13 protein-coding genes are annotated in these 13,937 nt (G+C 73.1%); 3 read left to right on the top strand and 10 right to left on the bottom strand.

The window, feature by feature from the left end:
* Positions 1–1,936, bottom strand: a 1,936-nt coding sequence (locus GA0115240_RS01440; RefSeq protein ID WP_202450929.1) for a glycoside hydrolase family 3 N-terminal domain-containing protein, incomplete at its 3' end; no start/stop codon positions are given.
* 450 nt (positions 1,937–2,386) lie between these two features.
* Positions 2,387–3,466, bottom strand: coding sequence for a HEAT repeat domain-containing protein (locus GA0115240_RS01435; protein ID WP_161301949.1), 1,080 nt, complete (start codon positions 3,464–3,466; stop codon positions 2,387–2,389).
* Between the two features lie 111 nt (positions 3,467–3,577).
* Between GA0115240_RS01435 and GA0115240_RS01430 the strand changes: the two genes are divergently transcribed.
* Complete coding sequence (locus tag GA0115240_RS01430) at positions 3,578–4,510, top strand: aminoglycoside phosphotransferase family protein (RefSeq protein ID WP_093734812.1); 933 nt, start codon at positions 3,578–3,580, stop codon at positions 4,508–4,510.
* Positions 4,511–4,541: 31 nt separating this feature from the next.
* On the opposite strand, the gene GA0115240_RS01425 is transcribed toward GA0115240_RS01430, so the two are convergent.
* The 3 genes from GA0115240_RS01425 to GA0115240_RS36530 form a co-directional block, all read right to left on the bottom strand.
* Positions 4,542–5,759 carry an aromatic ring-hydroxylating oxygenase subunit alpha gene (locus GA0115240_RS01425; protein ID WP_093734811.1) on the bottom strand — a complete coding sequence of 406 codons (1,218 nt, stop codon included), beginning with the start codon at positions 5,757–5,759 and terminating at the stop codon, positions 4,542–4,544.
* Between the two features lie 135 nt (positions 5,760–5,894).
* Entirely contained in the window at positions 5,895–6,875 is a 981-nt protein-coding gene (locus GA0115240_RS01420; RefSeq protein WP_093734810.1) for a lysylphosphatidylglycerol synthase transmembrane domain-containing protein, read from the bottom strand.
* 238 nt (positions 6,876–7,113) lie between these two features.
* Positions 7,114–7,623, bottom strand: a complete 510-nt coding sequence (locus GA0115240_RS36530; RefSeq protein ID WP_176724959.1) for a hypothetical protein — start codon at positions 7,621–7,623, stop codon at positions 7,114–7,116.
* A gap of 153 nt (positions 7,624–7,776) precedes the next feature.
* Between GA0115240_RS36530 and ykgO the strand changes: the two genes are divergently transcribed.
* A complete protein-coding gene (ykgO, locus tag GA0115240_RS01410; RefSeq protein ID WP_093734809.1) occupies positions 7,777–7,899 on the top strand; it encodes a type B 50S ribosomal protein L36 in 123 nt (40 codons plus the stop codon).
* A 61-nt stretch (positions 7,900–7,960) separates the two neighbouring features.
* Here the strand turns inward: ykgO and GA0115240_RS01405 are convergent, their stop codons facing one another.
* The 4 genes from GA0115240_RS01405 to GA0115240_RS01390 form a co-directional block, all read right to left on the bottom strand.
* The gene (locus GA0115240_RS01405) at positions 7,961–8,791 is read right to left on the bottom strand and encodes a MerR family transcriptional regulator (protein WP_093734808.1); all 831 of its coding nucleotides are present in this window, start codon (positions 8,789–8,791) and stop codon (positions 7,961–7,963) included.
* Positions 8,792–8,875: 84 nt separating this feature from the next.
* On the bottom strand, positions 8,876–9,211 hold the full coding sequence (locus GA0115240_RS01400) for a nuclear transport factor 2 family protein (protein WP_093734807.1): 336 nt from the start codon (positions 9,209–9,211) through the stop codon (positions 8,876–8,878).
* Between the two features lie 110 nt (positions 9,212–9,321).
* Entirely contained in the window at positions 9,322–9,966 is a 645-nt protein-coding gene (locus GA0115240_RS01395; RefSeq protein WP_093734806.1) for a TetR/AcrR family transcriptional regulator, read from the bottom strand.
* 58 nt (positions 9,967–10,024) lie between these two features.
* A complete protein-coding gene (locus GA0115240_RS01390) occupies positions 10,025–11,494 on the bottom strand; it encodes an MFS transporter (protein ID WP_093734805.1) in 1,470 nt (489 codons plus the stop codon).
* A 336-nt stretch (positions 11,495–11,830) separates the two neighbouring features.
* Here GA0115240_RS01390 and GA0115240_RS01385 point away from each other — a divergent pair, with 336 nt between their 5' ends.
* Complete coding sequence (locus GA0115240_RS01385) at positions 11,831–12,553, top strand: class I SAM-dependent methyltransferase (RefSeq protein WP_093734804.1); 723 nt, start codon at positions 11,831–11,833, stop codon at positions 12,551–12,553.
* Between the two features lie 42 nt (positions 12,554–12,595).
* On the opposite strand, the gene GA0115240_RS01380 is transcribed toward GA0115240_RS01385, so the two are convergent.
* A partial coding sequence (locus GA0115240_RS01380; protein ID WP_107407072.1) for an extracellular catalytic domain type 1 short-chain-length polyhydroxyalkanoate depolymerase occupies positions 12,596–13,937 on the bottom strand: 1,342 nt, incomplete at its 5' end.

Genomic DNA, 13,937 nt, shown 5'->3' with positions numbered 1-13,937 from the left:
TGATGCCGCGGACGCTGCCCGCCCAGGGCATCGTCACCGCGGAACCGCTGTTGACCACCACCACCGTATTGGGATTGGCCGCCGCCACATCCGACACCAGGGTGTTCTGCGCGGCGGACAGGTCGATGGAGCCGAGGTCGCTGCCCTCGGACTCGAAGTTGCTGACGAAGACGACCGCCAGGTCCGAGCTGCGGGCCGCCGCGACGGCCTGGTCGTGCGCGGACTGGCCGGGCACCTGCCAGCCCAGTGACACGTTGCTGCCGCCACCGCCCTGGTAGTAGTCGACCTCGATGCTCACCGGCTGGCCGGCGGTCAGCGTCACCGTTCCGGTCTTCGTGGTCGGGCCGTGGTCGCCCCAGTTGTTCACGATCTGCTGGCCGTTGATGAACAGCCGGCTGCCGTCGTCACTGTTGAGGGAGAAGGTGTAGCTGCCGGAGGTCGGCGGCGCCAGCGTGCCGGTCCACTTCACCGACCAGTTGGTGGCGTTGACACCCGCCGCCGGCGAAGCACCGCCGTAGACCGTGTCCACCGCGGAGTCGACCCGGCTGGCCACAACCGCGCCCGACAGGTCGGTGCTGTTGTGGTACTGCCCGAACAGGCCGGTGCCGGATCCGGAGGACGGCGTCAGGTACTGGCTGCCGACCGGCGGGAGCGAGCCGTCGGCCGATGCCACGCCGGGCGCGTACGTCACCGTGGTGCCGCTGCCCGCACGGGACTTGATGCCCTGGTAGGGCGTGATGAGGTGCGCCGGATTGACTCCGGCGCTGCCGCCGCCCTGCGTCATGGCATCGGTCCCGGCGTCGTCGCCGATCACCGCGAGCGAGTGCACCGTGGAGGCCACCGGCAGCACCGGGCCGGTGTTCTTCAGCAGTACGCTGCCCTCCTCCGCGACCTGCTGCGAGACCGCCGCGTGCGCGGCGGTGGTGACCACCGCGTTGGTGTTGCCGGTGTTGGGGTTGTCGAACAGACCCTGGCGGAACATCGACAGGAGGATCCGGCGGACATGGTCATTGATGGTCGCGATCGAGACCTGGCCGCTGTTCACCGCGTTGGTCAGCGCGGTGCCGTAGTAGTCCTGGCCCGGCATCTCCATGTCCAGGCCGTTGTTGGCGGACGCCACGGTGGAGTGGGTGGCGCCCCAGTCCGAGGTGATGAAGCCGGTGAAGCCGAGGTCGCCCTTGAGGATGCCGTTTTGCAGCGGTCCGTTCTCGCAGGCGAAGGGGCCGTTGATCGCGGAGTAGGAGCACATCACCGAGTCGACCTGGCCCTGCTTGACCGCGGCTTCGAACGCCGGGGTGTAGATCTCCCGTTCGGCCCGGTCGGAGACGATCGCATTGTCGGAGCTGTTGTTGCGGTTGCTCTCCTGGTTGTAGACCGCGTAGTGCTTCACCTGGGCCATCGGGCCCTGGCTCTGGATGCCCTGGATGTCGGCGGCCCCCATCTGACCGGTCAGATACGGGTCTTCGCCCAGCGACTCGAAGGCCCGGCCCCAGCGCGGGTCGCGCACGATGTTGATGGTCGGCGCGAGAACGACGTTGGTGCCCTTGCCCCACTGCTCGGAGCCCAGTACCTGGCCGTAGCTCTGCATCAGCGAGGTGTCCCAGGTCGCGGCGCCGGCCACCGGCGCGGCCATCTGGGTCACGTTGGAGAAGCCGTCGCCGGCGCCGACCGGTCCGTCCTGCAGGTGCAGCGGCGGTATGCCGAGCCGGGTGTTGCCGTCCACGCAGCCGACGTAGCCGCAGGAGGCGCCGCCGTGCAGCATGGTCAGCTTCTCGGCCGTGGTCATCTGCGCCAGCAGTGCGTCGGCGCGCTGATCGGGCGTCAGCGCGGCGTTCGCCCACGGCCGCGCGGCGGCGCCCGCCTGCGTCGACGTCGCACCGGCCGTGGAAGCGGTCACACCACCGACCAGCAGAAGGGCCGCCACAATCGGCAGCATGGTTCGTTTCCAACGACGCACGGGGGGCCTCCAGGCTTCGGCTTCCGACGACACGCGGGGTGATGGCGCGGCCCTGCCGACGTTGCTGACGTTGCCAACGTTGTTGACGTGAACGTAACAGGACTCGGGGAGCGACGATGGTAGACGCCGGGCGTGCTGTCAAGACTCTGCGGAGAGCGCTCTCCGCCCGATCCCGGGCGGTTTTCGGACGTATCCACCGGGGGCGGCGGAAGCGGGGGTTCCGCCGGGGGCGCCGGGGGCGGCGGGGCCGGCGCGGGTGGGCCGGCCGGCGGGAGCGCCGCGGCCGCGCAGAAACGGCTTTCCGGAACCGCGCGGTCGGCGCGACGGTCGCAGCAGGTCCGGTGAGCAGCACACCCACCACCCCCGTCCGGTTCGCCGAGGGGCGCCGGAGGAGGCGTGCCGCCCTGCCGCGCGGGTCCCGGCCGGCGCTCAGACGGTCGGCGCGGAGCTTCTCGGCAGCTCGGCGGCGAGCTGCTCCGCGGCGCGGGCCGGATCGCCGTCCGCGTGCTTCAGCAGGGACCCGACGGAGTAACCCCGTTCGCCGGCCGACGCGTTGAGGGCGAGGGTCAGGCCGCAGCCGAAACGCTCCATGGAAAGGGCGGCGTCGAGGTCGGGGCGGAGCCGGTGCAGCGCGCACACCAAGTCCCAGGCGGCGGCGTCGAGGCGGGTCCGCCGCACCGGGTCGCAGCTGTCCAACGCTTCGGTGACGCCCGCGTCCTCCGTCGCGTACTCCAGCAGGCCCGGCAGCAGTTCGGGCGCACCCAGGATCGCCGCCGCGCCGAAGGTATGGACATGCGCGCCGTCGGGGTCGCCGAGCAGTTCCGCCAGCAGCGGGGCGGCACGCGGGTCGTGCCGCCGGGCGAGGCCGCGGATGCCTTCCGCGCGGGCCTCCGCGTTCTCGTCGGTGGTCCGCGCCCAGAGCGCGGCCCGGATCGCGGGGCTGTCGACCTCGGCCTGGAAGCCCAGGGTGAAGGTGGCCCAGTTGCGGACCTCCGGGTCCTCGTCGCGGGTCAGCCCCATGAGCGCGCGGACGGCCGGTCCGTCCGGCAGGCCGCCGACGACCCAGGTGAACGAGTCGGCCACGCAGCGGCGGACCTCGGCGTCGCCGTGCCCGGCCAGTGCGACGAGCACCGGGACGGCGCGCTGGTCGTACGACGTCCCGATCGCCACCGCCAGGGACCGCAGTACGCGGGTCTCGGTCTCCCGCCCGGCGAGTACGACCAGTGCGGCCGCCGCCCCGTCGCGCACCGCCTCGTTCCGGTCGGCCGCCAGGCCCAGCAGGTCGCATCCCGTCTCGCGCTCGACCGGATCGTGCGAACCGATCAGCCGCAGCCCGACCGGCAGCGCCCCCGCCCCGTCGGCTGCCGCCTCCCACAGCGCCGTCCGGTACGCGTCCCCGTCCGCCCCGTCGCCCTCGTCTGCCTCGTCGGCGTCCCGGGCGGCTCGCGCCGCCGCCAGCGCCTGCCCGACCAGATCCGCCACCGTCCCGGCTTCCGTCCCCGCTTCCATCCCCGCTTCCATCCGTGCAGTCTGACGTGGGGAGGACCACCGAGGACCACCGGGGGACCTACGGAGCCCGCCCAACGGCACCGTCCCGGGCCCGGCGCGTAGGGTGCCGGGATGATCGGGATACCGGAGGCGTTCGCGCGGAGCACCGTCGAGCGGGAAGGACAGGCCGGGGCGGAGTGGGTCGCCGCGCTGCCCGGGCTCGTGGACGAGCTGCTGGGGCGCTGGGGGTGCGTGCCGGACGGTGCGGTCCTGCACGGCGGCGTCGGAGTGGTGGTCCCGGTGCGGCGGCGGGACGCGGGCGCCGCCGTGCTGAAGGTGTCCTTTCCGCATCCCGGCAACGTCCACGAGCCCGACGCGTTCGCCGCCTGGGAGGGCCGCGGAGCGGTCCGGCTGTACGCGCGTGCCGACGAGTGTTTCGCGATGCTGCTGGAGCGGGCCCACCCGTCGACCCTGGCGCAGCTCGACGACGGCGACGAGGTCATGGCGGTCGCCGGGCGGATCAGCCACCGGCTCGCCGTCCCCGCGCCGGCCGGCCTACCCCGGCTGCGGGAGCAGGCCGACGCCTGGGAGGAGCAACTGCGTGCGGAAGAACGGGAGTTGCCGCATGCCGTATCGCGTCGGGCGGTGGACGCCGCGGTGGCGACCGTCCGCGAACTGGGCCGCACCCAGCCGGACATCGCGATCCACGGCGACCTCCACGCCGGAAACATCCTGCGCGCCGACCGTGAGCCATGGCTGGCCGTCGACCCCAAGGGCTTCGCGGGGGACCCCGCCTACGACGGCGGCACACTCCTCAAGGCGCACGCCCTGACGCTCCTGGCGGCCGACGACCTGGGCAGGGCGCTGCTGCGCGCGCTGGACGTCTTCGCCGAGAGCGCGGAACTCGATCGCCGGCGCGCCACGCGCTGGGCCCAGTTCCACGCGGTCCAGGCCGCGTTCTGGGGCCGTCGCCACGGATTCCGGGTGGCCCGCGCCGGATCGGGACGCGACTGGCTCACCGCGTTCGCCGAGCGGATGGCGGAACTGCTCACCACGGTCGGGTAAGTCCCGCCGCCGGCTCGCGCCCGCCGCGCTGTCAGGCCGGCGGCGCTTCGACCGGCCGGGTCGGTGCGGCCGGGCCGGCGGCGGCGACCGGTCCGGCGGGCGCCGTCGTCACGGGGTCGAGCGGTCCGATGTCCGGTGTCGCGCCCGCCAGGGTGGCGGCTGCGCACAGCGCGGCGGCCCCGCACAGCGCGGATTCGGGCCGGATCGGGACGCCGTTGGCGCGCAGCACCTCGCGCACGTCGAGGATCAGCGGGAAGACCTCCTGGTTCCAGTCCTCGCCCTGCTCGTCCCAGGCCCGCTGCTCGGCCTCGACCGCCATCCGGTCCTCCGCGAACACCCGCTCGGTGAAGCGGCGGATGAACGGCCAGGCGAGATGAAGGGCGCCCGGAACCGGCGGCTTCTCCATCATGAGCAGGCCGTAGACGTGGTTGGTGCGCTGCTCGGCGTCCTCCGGCACATAGGCCACCCACAGGGCGAAGGCCGGGAGTTCGGCGTTCTCGGGGACCAGGTGGAGGGTCTGGTACGGGTACTCGGTGCGGATGGTGATGACGTCCGGCGACGCGCTGCCGCCCTTGCCCTCGGCGGCGAGCAGACCGGCGCCGCGGTCCTTCTTGCCGCCCACGTGGGTGAACAGGTAGCGGGCCTCGACCGATCGGGGACCGGTCTCGGAGCCGAGGAACCGGGGCTGGATCTTGCCGAGGATGCCCCGGTGCAGGAACTGGTGGTTCATGTCGAGCAGGTTCTCGTGCATGAACGAGTAGTGGCAGTTCACGGTGCGCGAGAACGTCATGGTCCGGTGCCGGTCGGAGTGGAACTCCGGCAACTGGGGCAGCGGCGTCGTGGCTGCCTGCTCGGGATCGCCCGGGAAGACGAACACCAGGCCGTACGCCTCCCGGATCGGGTAGGCGCGCACACCGCGCGGCGGCCGGTCGACGCCCTTGGGCAGGTACGGGATCTGCGAGATGCGGCCGTTCCCGCGGTAGGACCACGCGTGGTAGCAGCAGCGCAGCGCCTCGCCCTCGACGACCCCCATGCTCAGCGGCACCTGGCGGTGCGCGCACCGGTCCTCCAGGGCGTAGACCGTGCCGCTCCCGCCGCGGTACAACGCGATCCGCTCGCCCGCGAAGGTCGCGGCGAAGGTGCTGTTGCGGCGCACGCTGCCGGATACGGCGACCGGGTACCAGAAGTTCGGGTTGATCCCGGTGCGCCGCAGGTCGGGCACGGCCCCGGCGTGTGGAGAAAGCGACATATCGGACACGATCAACCTTTTATCACGCCGCGTCGGCGTGCTCCACTCGACATCCGGACCCCGGCGGTCGCGCATCCGCCCACCGGGAGCCGCGCCGGTGCCCGGCCGTCGGGCCCGGGCCGGCGCCGGATCCGCTCAGACGACCTTGCCCCGTACCAGCGCGCCCAGGGTCAGCGCGGCCGGCAGCAGCGGAAGCCAGACGGTGACGATACGGAAGGCGAGCACCGCCGAGGTGGCCGCCGCGGTCGGGGCGCCGGCCGCGACCAGGGCGATGGCCAGGGCGGCGTCGACCGAGCCGACCCCGCCGGGGGCGGGTATGCCGGCCGCCAGGCAGGTGGCGGCGAGATAGGCGATCGCGACGTGCGGCGCCGACACCGGCAGGCCGAGCGCGTGGGTGATGGCGACCAGCGAGACCGCCTGGAGGGCCGGGAAGGCGAGCGAACCGCCCCACAGGGCCAGCACCCGGGCCGGTCGCATGTGCAGGGAGCGGACGTCGATCAGTGCGGTGAGCAGGAAGCCGGACAGGAAGCGGCGCACCCGCCGCAGGGACAGCAGGACCAGGGCCGCCAGGACCGCGCCGGCCGCCAGCGTCGCGCCGACGAACAGCAGCGCGTCGCCGCCGGGCATCAGGCCGCCCAGGTGCAGCGCGTGCGGGAACACCGTCAGCAGCACCAGCAGCAGCGTGACCCGTCCGACCGACTCGGCGAGCGCGTACAGCGCGAGCGCCGCCGAGGAGCGGGCCAGCGGCAGCCCGCAGCCGCGCAGGAAGCGCAGGTTCACCGCGCCGGCGCCGATCCCGGCCGGCGTCAGCTGGTTGGCGGCGGTGGCGGCGAACTGCGTGGCCAGCAGCCGCCCGGTGGGCAGCGATTCCAGCACGGTGCCCTGCCGGGCGCAGGCGACCGCGACCCAGCCGAGGCTGGTGGCGGCCAGCGCGCCGAGCAGCCAGGAGCGGTCGGCGGCCAGCAGGTCGTGTCCGCCGGACACCAGCAGTGACCGGTGGCCGGCCGCCCACACCCCGACGGCCAGCGCCGGCACCAGGCAGGCGATGGTCCGCCAGGGCAGCCGCCGCCACCATTCGGCGGCCGAGACCCCGGCAGGGGTGGTCGGATTGCCCATGGCTCTCGGTGGTCCCCGCTCGTCGCGCGCCGGCCGCTCGTTCCTGTCGCGGGCAGCCTCCCCGCTGCGGGATACGGCCGGGCGTCGTCCGGCGGAGGAGCAGTGGTCGGCGAGGTGGCCGACAGATGTCGCGGCACGGGCGGGCCGCCGGCCGCGGCCCGCGATTCCCGCGTCGTCGGGCCTTCCGGCCCCCGCGTTACGCGTTCCGGCTCCCGCCTTGCCTGTTCCGGCCCCCGCCTTACGCCTTCCGGCCCTCCTCCGGCTCGGCCATCGAGCCGGGGCTGCTGAAGTCGGGGCTGGAAAAGCCCGGACTGGAGAAACCGGCCTCTTCCGGCACCAGGGTGTCCACGCCGTCGGCCTCGTAGTCGGGGCCCTCGAAAGGCGGTACCTGGTAATCCGGCGGCGTGTAGTCGCCGGTAGTGGAGACGGGTCCGGAGATATTCGGAACGGAGAAGTCGGGACTGGAGAAATCCGGGCTGGAGAAGTCGGGACTGGAAAAGCCCGGGCTGGAGAAATCGGGGCTGGAGAAATCGGGCGCGGAGCGATCCGGGCCGGGATCGCCGGGCGCCGAGTCGGCCGGCCCGGCGATGTCCTGGTCGGCGATGTCCCGGCCGGCGACGGCCGGTCCGCCGTACCGCGCGGAGCGGTTCGCCGTGTCCGCCCGGCTCGCCCCGTCCCGCGCCGAATGCCCAGTGTCCGGCGCCGCCGGCTGCCCGTTGTCGCCCGGCTGTGGTTGTTCCTGGCTCATCCCGGTCCCCTGTCTGCCCTGTACCGGCGGTCCGTCCGCGGGCCCGCGCCGGTTGCCCTGACCGGTACATCCGTTCGACTGCCCCGGAATGAACGAGGCACCGCCGGGGTTATCACCCACGCAGCGCAGACTTCGAGCAGAAAGGTGCCCCCCATGAAGGTTCGCAACTCACTTCGGTCATTGAAGAAGATCCCGGGCGCCCAGGTGGTCCGTCGTCGCGGCAAGGTCTTCGTCATCAACCGCAAGGACCCCCGTAACAAGGCCCGCCAGGGCTGACCCCGCCGGCCGCGCGTATCCCGCGCGGCCGCGAGGTTCCACACCGCCGGCTGAGCACCGCTCAGCCGGCGGCGGTGCGCAGGACCGGCCAGCAGATCTCGGTCCGCCACCGCGAGTGGTCGGCGGTGTCCCCGGGCCCGACGAGGTAGTGCTCCCGCACCGGCCCGTCCACCGCGATCAGCCGCTCGGCGACGAAGGTCCCGAGCTCGGCGTAGGTGTGGCCGGCGTCGGCGTGCGGGCCCTCGTGCAGCGCGACCGCCAGCTCGGCGGCCGGCAACTCCGCCATCGCGACCCGGCCGGACGGGGCGATGCCGCCGCCGACCGGCAGATACAAGGTGGCGGCGCCCTCCTCGTCGGCGAACAACTCCGGGGCCCAGAGCCCGCCGGCCGGTCCGGTCGGGGCCACCGCGGCGGCCCGCGCCGCGCCGTACAGCTCGTCCAGCGCGCCGGTCCACCACGCGCCCAGGTCGCCGCGCCGGACCGTCGCACTGATCGCGGCGGCCCGCAGCGCGGGGACAGCGCGCACTTCCACCGCGAGCCCGCGGGCCGACGCGGCGCCCGGGTCGAGCAGCTCGCGCAGGGCGCCGACCGCCTGCCGGGTCTGGTCCAGCTGGTCCTCCATCCGGCGCAGATGCGCGGCGATGATCGCGTTGCGGGCGCCGGCGTCCGGTGCGGCCAGTACCGCCTTGACCTGCGGCACCGGCATGTCCAGCGTGCGGAAGCGGCGGATGATCTCGGCGGTCCGCACCTGCGAGGTGTCGTAGTGGCGGTATCCCGTCACCGGGTCGATCGAGGCAGGCTCCAGCAGCCCCGCCTCGTGGTAGTGCCGCAGGGTCTTCCTGCTCAGCCCGGTCATCACCGAGAACGCGCCGATCGGCACCTGCGCGGCCATGCGCGGCCCGCCTCCTTCCGGTCCATCCGTATCTCGCGCGAGCCCGTCGCCCGCGCGTCGCCCGCCGCTCGGAATCCCCACCGCTCAGACGATCCGCAGCGCCGAGATCAGATCGCCGCGCAGCGTGAATCCGAAGCGCAGATCGGCCTCGCCGCCGGGGAAGTCACCGACGAGGTGGACGCCCAGGCGGTACTCCCCGTCCGCGCCCGGCTCCGCGACGCCGGTCACGGTGCTGGTGTACGTCCAGCGGCCGGCCAGCGCGGTACGCCAGGCGAGGATCTCGGCCCGGCCCCGATAGGTGTGTCCCTCGTCCAGCACGGTGCCGTCGGGCGTGAAGCAGTCGGCGCACGCCTGGGCGTCATCGGCGTCGGCGGCCCGGAGGTAGCGGGCGACGGCCGGGGGAGTGGTGGTGGTGTTCATGGCGAGGCTCCTGTTCGTCCTGCGTGACCTTTCCCCACCAGCGTCAACCGTCCCCCAGGGGGAAGGTCAAGCGACACCGTCCCCGGCGGCAGCGCGTCCGGACGGAAGGTTCAGGACGACCCCTTGGACCGCCGGTTCCCGCCGTCGATCCGGGTCAGCTGTTCGCGGCTGACCGCCGGGTACGCGCTCGGCGGCTCCGCGGAGCGGAAGCCGGCCAGCTGGATGTCCAGATGCCGCTGCCAGGCGTCCGGGACCACATCGCTGCTGGTCTCCACCACACCGCGCAGCGCCCACGCCAGGGTCATGATGTCGCCGAGGGTGACATGCGGGCCGATCCGGCCGAACTCCTGTGCCTGCACGAGGAGTTCGGCGATCAGGTCCCGCAGCTGCTCGATGCACGACGTCTTGGAGTGGCCGACCAGCTTGTCGGCGTAGCCGTGGTGCTCGCTCAGGGAGCGGCCGATCGTCCGCAGGAAGGACTCCAGCCCGGTGCCGTCGGCCCGGTCCCGGGCCTGCCGGGCCTCGGCCACCAGCTCGACCAGGATCTGTGCGGCGATCTCGTCGACCAGTGCCTCCTTGTTCGGGAAGCGCCGGTAGACGGTGCCGACGCCGACCCCGGCGCGGGAGGCGATCAGTTCCACGCTGGCGTCGGTGCCGAACTCGGCGAGGACCTCGCGCGCCGCCTGCACCACCAGCTGGTGATTGCGGGCCGCGTCCCGCCGCATCGGCCGGGTCTGCGTACCGTGCGCTGCCATCGTCACTCCCGGTCGATGCGGCGGGTGGGTCGCCCGCGGAGCCGAACCCCGGAGGAGGTCACTCCGACGTCTCTCCCACGACCGTACCGCCAGGAGCCAGTGCCAGCTCCGCGTGCGGGGACTCGTCGGCGAAGGTGATCCGGCTGCCGCCGCGGTTCGCCGGGATCAGCGCCGCGGCCAGGGCGGCGATCAGCAGGGCGCCGCCGAGCATCGCGAAGCCGTGGGTGTAGCCGGCCTCCCGGGGCAGCCCGTCGGCGGCCGGGTTCGCGGTGACCACACTGGCCATCAGCGCCGCGCCGATGGAGCCGCCGATGGTACGGATGTTGGCGTTCATCCCGCTGGCCACGCCGGTCTGCTCCGGCGGCACCGCGCTGACGATCAGGCTGGACATGGCCGCGAAGGCCAGGCCGAAGCCGACGCCCATGACGGCGGTGGCCACGTACAGCTCCCAGGTGTGGGTGTGCGCGAAGGCCAGCAGCGCCAGCGACACGGTGGCGATCAGCGAGCCGAGCAGCACCACGGTCTTGCCGCCGACCCGGGCTGCGAAACCGCTCGCCTTCAGGCCCACCAGGAACATGGTGACGGTCATCGGCAGCAGGATCAGACCGGACTGGGTGATGCTGGCGCCGAAGCCGTAGCCGGTGGACTTCGGGGACTGCACGAACTCCGGCAGGAAGGCGAAGGTCGCGTACATGCCGACGCCGAACAGCAGCGCCACCAGGTTGTTGGTCCAGACCGCGGGGCGGCGCATCATCGTCATGTCGATCAGCGGCATCGCGGCCCTGCGCTCCACCTCGACCCAGCCCACCGCCAGCACCACGGCGGCCACGAACAGGCCGATGACCTTGCCCGACGCCCAGCCCCAGACGGGGGCCTGGCTGAGCGCGACCAGCAGCGCGACGAGCCACGCGGACAGCAGCACGGCCGGCAGCCAGCTGATCCGGCCGGGGGTGCGGACCGGCGACTTGGGGATGAAGAACGCGGCGGCCACGGCGGCGGCGACGGTGAGGATCATCGGCAGCCAGAACAGCCAGTGGTAGTCGAGCGCGTTGACGATCGGGCCGGCCAGCACGATGCCCAGGCCCGCGCCGACGGCGGTCAGCGAGGCGATGGCGCCGACCGCGGCGGACATCTTCTCGCGCGGGAACTCGTCGCGGACGATGCCGAAGGCGAGCGGCAGCACACCGCCGCCGACGCCCTGGATGACCCGGGCGATGATCATCACCGAGACGTTGGTGGCGAGCGCGGCCAGCAGCGAACCCGCGGCGAGCGCGCCGAGTGTCGCCACGAACACCCGCTCCTTGCCGAGGATGTCGCCGATCCGGCCCATGATCGGGGTGAATATGGAGGCGGAGAGCAGATACGCCGTCAGCACCCAGGTGACGGTGTTCTGGTTGGTGTGCAGATCCTGCTGGATGGTCGGCAGCACCGGGGTGACCAGGGACTGGAGCAACGCGTACGCGCTCACGCTCGCAGCGAGAACCGCGAAGGTGACCTGGTGGTGTGTGCGCCGGTTCTCGGACGCCATGGAACTCCTTCGGCGAGAGTCTGGACAGGGCGCTCGGGCAGGCCGGTCCGGCCCGCCGCGGAACACCGCGGAAGGTGGGGGAAGTCGGGAAAGCGGAATCACTATTCCGTTACGGGGTCAGAATATCCCATCGGGAATAGCGATTCCGTTTCGTCGGGGTGAGGTCTTGCACACAGCTGAAGCACATGCGTTCGTAACTCGCGCGGTGCCGCGCCACCTTCACCCCGCGTCAACCACCGCACGCCCCTCGATCTTCCCGAGGAGCCCCGCGAAGGACGCGGAGCGACGCGGATCACACCCGCGACGGCCCGGGGCGCTCCCGCCTATCCTGGCCGGATGTTCTCCTCCGAGGGGCCGAGCCTGCGCGAACTGGCCACGCAGGCACTGAGTTCGGTCGAGCGCGGCTACGATCTGCTGGCCCCGGGATTCGACCGCACGCCCTTCCGCACCCCCGACCCCTGTCTCGACGCGGTGGGGGAGGCGCTGGCCCCCCTCGGGCCGTTCGGCGCCGGGCTCGACGTGTGCTGCGGGACCGGCGCCGGCGTCCGGGTGCTGGGTCCGCTGTGCCGGGAGAGCGTCACCGGGCTGGACTTCAGCGCCGGAATGCTGGGCACGGCGCGGGAGGCGTACCGCGAGCAGACGCCGGAACCGCGCTGGGTGCGGGCCGACGCGCGGGCCATGCCCTTCGACGGCGGCTTCGATCTGGCGGTCAGCTTCGGCGCCTTCGGGCACTTCCTGCCCGCCGAGCGGCCCGGCCTGTTCGCCGGCGTACGGCGGGCGCTGCGGCCCGGCGGCCTGTTCGCCTTCCCCATCGGCGCGCCGCCGCCGCCCACCTCGCCCTGGTACTGGGCGTTCGCCGGATTCGACGCGGTCATGCGGGTGCGCAACGCCGTATGGCGGCCGCCCTTCGTGATGTACTACCGCACGTTCCCGCTCGGCCCGGTCCAGGAGAACCTGGTCCGGGCCGGGTTCGGGGTGGAACTGCGCCCGCTGGCGCGCTTCGGCCTGCGGCCGGACGGCAGCCCGCGCGCCCGGCTGGTACTGGCACGCGCGGTCTGACCGGCCGGGTCCGCGGGCCCGGGCGCGACGGCGGGGTCCCGTTCAGCAGCCGCTGTCGGCGATCACGTAGTAGTCGGCGCCGGTCTGCTTGAGGGTGTGGGTGACGAACACATTCCACAGGCCCATGTTCTGGTTGGACCCGTCGGCGTAGGTGGTGCCGCCGCTCTGGTGGGCGCGGCCCGCCGCCACCTGGGCGTAGTTGCTGGCGGTGAAGCACTGCCCGCTGCCGCCACCGCCGCCGGCCGCCGCGGTGGTCCCGGTCACCGGGCCCGACACCGTCCCGGCCGCGCCCGAGGAGTCCACCGCCGCCACGGTGTACGTGTAGGCCGTGCCGGCCGCCAGCCCGCTGTCGGTGTACGCGGTGGCCGTGGGGGAGCCGACCTTGGCGCCACCGCGGTAGACGGCGTAGGACGCCGCGCCGCCGACCGCGCTCCAGCTGAGCGAGACCGAACCCGCGGTGGTGGCGGTGACCTTCAGCCCCGCCGGGGCCGGCAGCGTACCGGTGCCGCCACCCGGCGGGGTGCCGCCGCCGGAGCCGTCCAGCCCCCAGAAGCGGGCGGTGTAGTAGCTGGAGCAGATCGTGTCCAGGTAGTACGCCCCGGTGGCGCCGCACTGCTCCGTCCCGGACCCGGGGTCGACGGCCAGGCCGTGCCCCATGCCGGAGATCTGATAGAGCTCGACGGCCGGCCGGCCCGCGGTGTCGTTGTAGACGCTGAGCGTGGTGCCGCCCGGCAGCGACTGGGTGGCGGAGGCGCTCTGGCCGAGACCCCACACGTTCGTCCACTGGTCGCGCAGTTCGCCGCTGTTGGCGGTGGCGACCGTGGTGTCCGAGGTGCCCTGCCAGATCGCCACCCGCGGCCACGGGCCCGCGTACCCGGGGAACGAGGCGCGGACCTTGTCGCCCAGCTGGGCCGGGGTGAGGTTCACACTGCCGTACTGGCACGTCGAGGAGTTCGCCTGGGTGGTGGCGCACTGCGCGGGCAGACCCGAGTCGACCGAGCCGCCGGCGAACACATCCGGGTAGTCCGCGAGCAGATCGGCGGTCATGCCGCCGCCCGCCGACAGCCCGGTGACGAAGACGCGGCGGCTGTCCGAGCCGTACTGCGCCACCGCCTTGCTCACCATCGACGCCACCGACGCGGCCTCGCCCTTGCCCCGGGTGTCCTTGGACGAGTCGAACCAGCTGAAGCACGACAGCGCGTTGTTGGTGGCGCCGGTCTGCGGGAAGACCAGCGCGAAGCCCCACAGATCGGCGTACTTCTGCCAGCCGGAGTTGGCGAAGTAGTCGCTCGCGCTCTGGGTGCAGCCGTGCAGGGCCACCACCACCGGCGCGCCGGCCGGCAGATTCGCGGGGGCGTACTCGTACATCGCGAGGTTGCCCGGA

The sequence above is a fragment of the Streptomyces sp. DvalAA-14 genome (assembly GCF_900091855.1).
In the GTDB taxonomy this organism is placed as follows: domain Bacteria; phylum Actinomycetota; class Actinomycetes; order Streptomycetales; family Streptomycetaceae; genus Actinacidiphila.
Note: the sequence above shows the minus strand (reverse complement) of the source record. Positions and strands in the feature narration are given on the sequence as shown.

Bases quoted from the DNA above. Each gene is read 5' to 3' on its own strand.
- ykgO (WP_093734809.1), top strand. From the start codon at position 7,777: ATGAAGGTTCGCAACTCACTTCGGTCATTGAAGAAGATCCCGGGCGCC.
- GA0115240_RS01420 (WP_093734810.1), bottom strand. From the start codon at position 6,875: ATGGGCAATCCGACCACCCCTGCCGGGGTCTCGGCCGCCGAATGGTGG.
- GA0115240_RS01390 (WP_093734805.1), bottom strand. From the start codon at position 11,494: ATGGCGTCCGAGAACCGGCGCACACACCACCAGGTCACCTTCGCGGTT.
- GA0115240_RS01395 (WP_093734806.1), bottom strand. From the start codon at position 9,966: ATGGCAGCGCACGGTACGCAGACCCGGCCGATGCGGCGGGACGCGGCC.
- GA0115240_RS01385 (WP_093734804.1), top strand. From the start codon at position 11,831: ATGTTCTCCTCCGAGGGGCCGAGCCTGCGCGAACTGGCCACGCAGGCA.
- GA0115240_RS01400 (WP_093734807.1), bottom strand. From the start codon at position 9,211: ATGAACACCACCACCACTCCCCCGGCCGTCGCCCGCTACCTCCGGGCC.
- GA0115240_RS01405 (WP_093734808.1), bottom strand. From the start codon at position 8,791: ATGGCCGCGCAGGTGCCGATCGGCGCGTTCTCGGTGATGACCGGGCTG.
- GA0115240_RS01425 (WP_093734811.1), bottom strand. From the start codon at position 5,759: ATGTCGCTTTCTCCACACGCCGGGGCCGTGCCCGACCTGCGGCGCACC.
- GA0115240_RS01430 (WP_093734812.1), top strand. From the start codon at position 3,578: ATGATCGGGATACCGGAGGCGTTCGCGCGGAGCACCGTCGAGCGGGAA.
- GA0115240_RS01435 (WP_161301949.1), bottom strand. From the start codon at position 3,466: ATGGAAGCGGGGACGGAAGCCGGGACGGTGGCGGATCTGGTCGGGCAG.
- GA0115240_RS36530 (WP_176724959.1), bottom strand. From the start codon at position 7,623: ATGAGCCAGGAACAACCACAGCCGGGCGACAACGGGCAGCCGGCGGCG.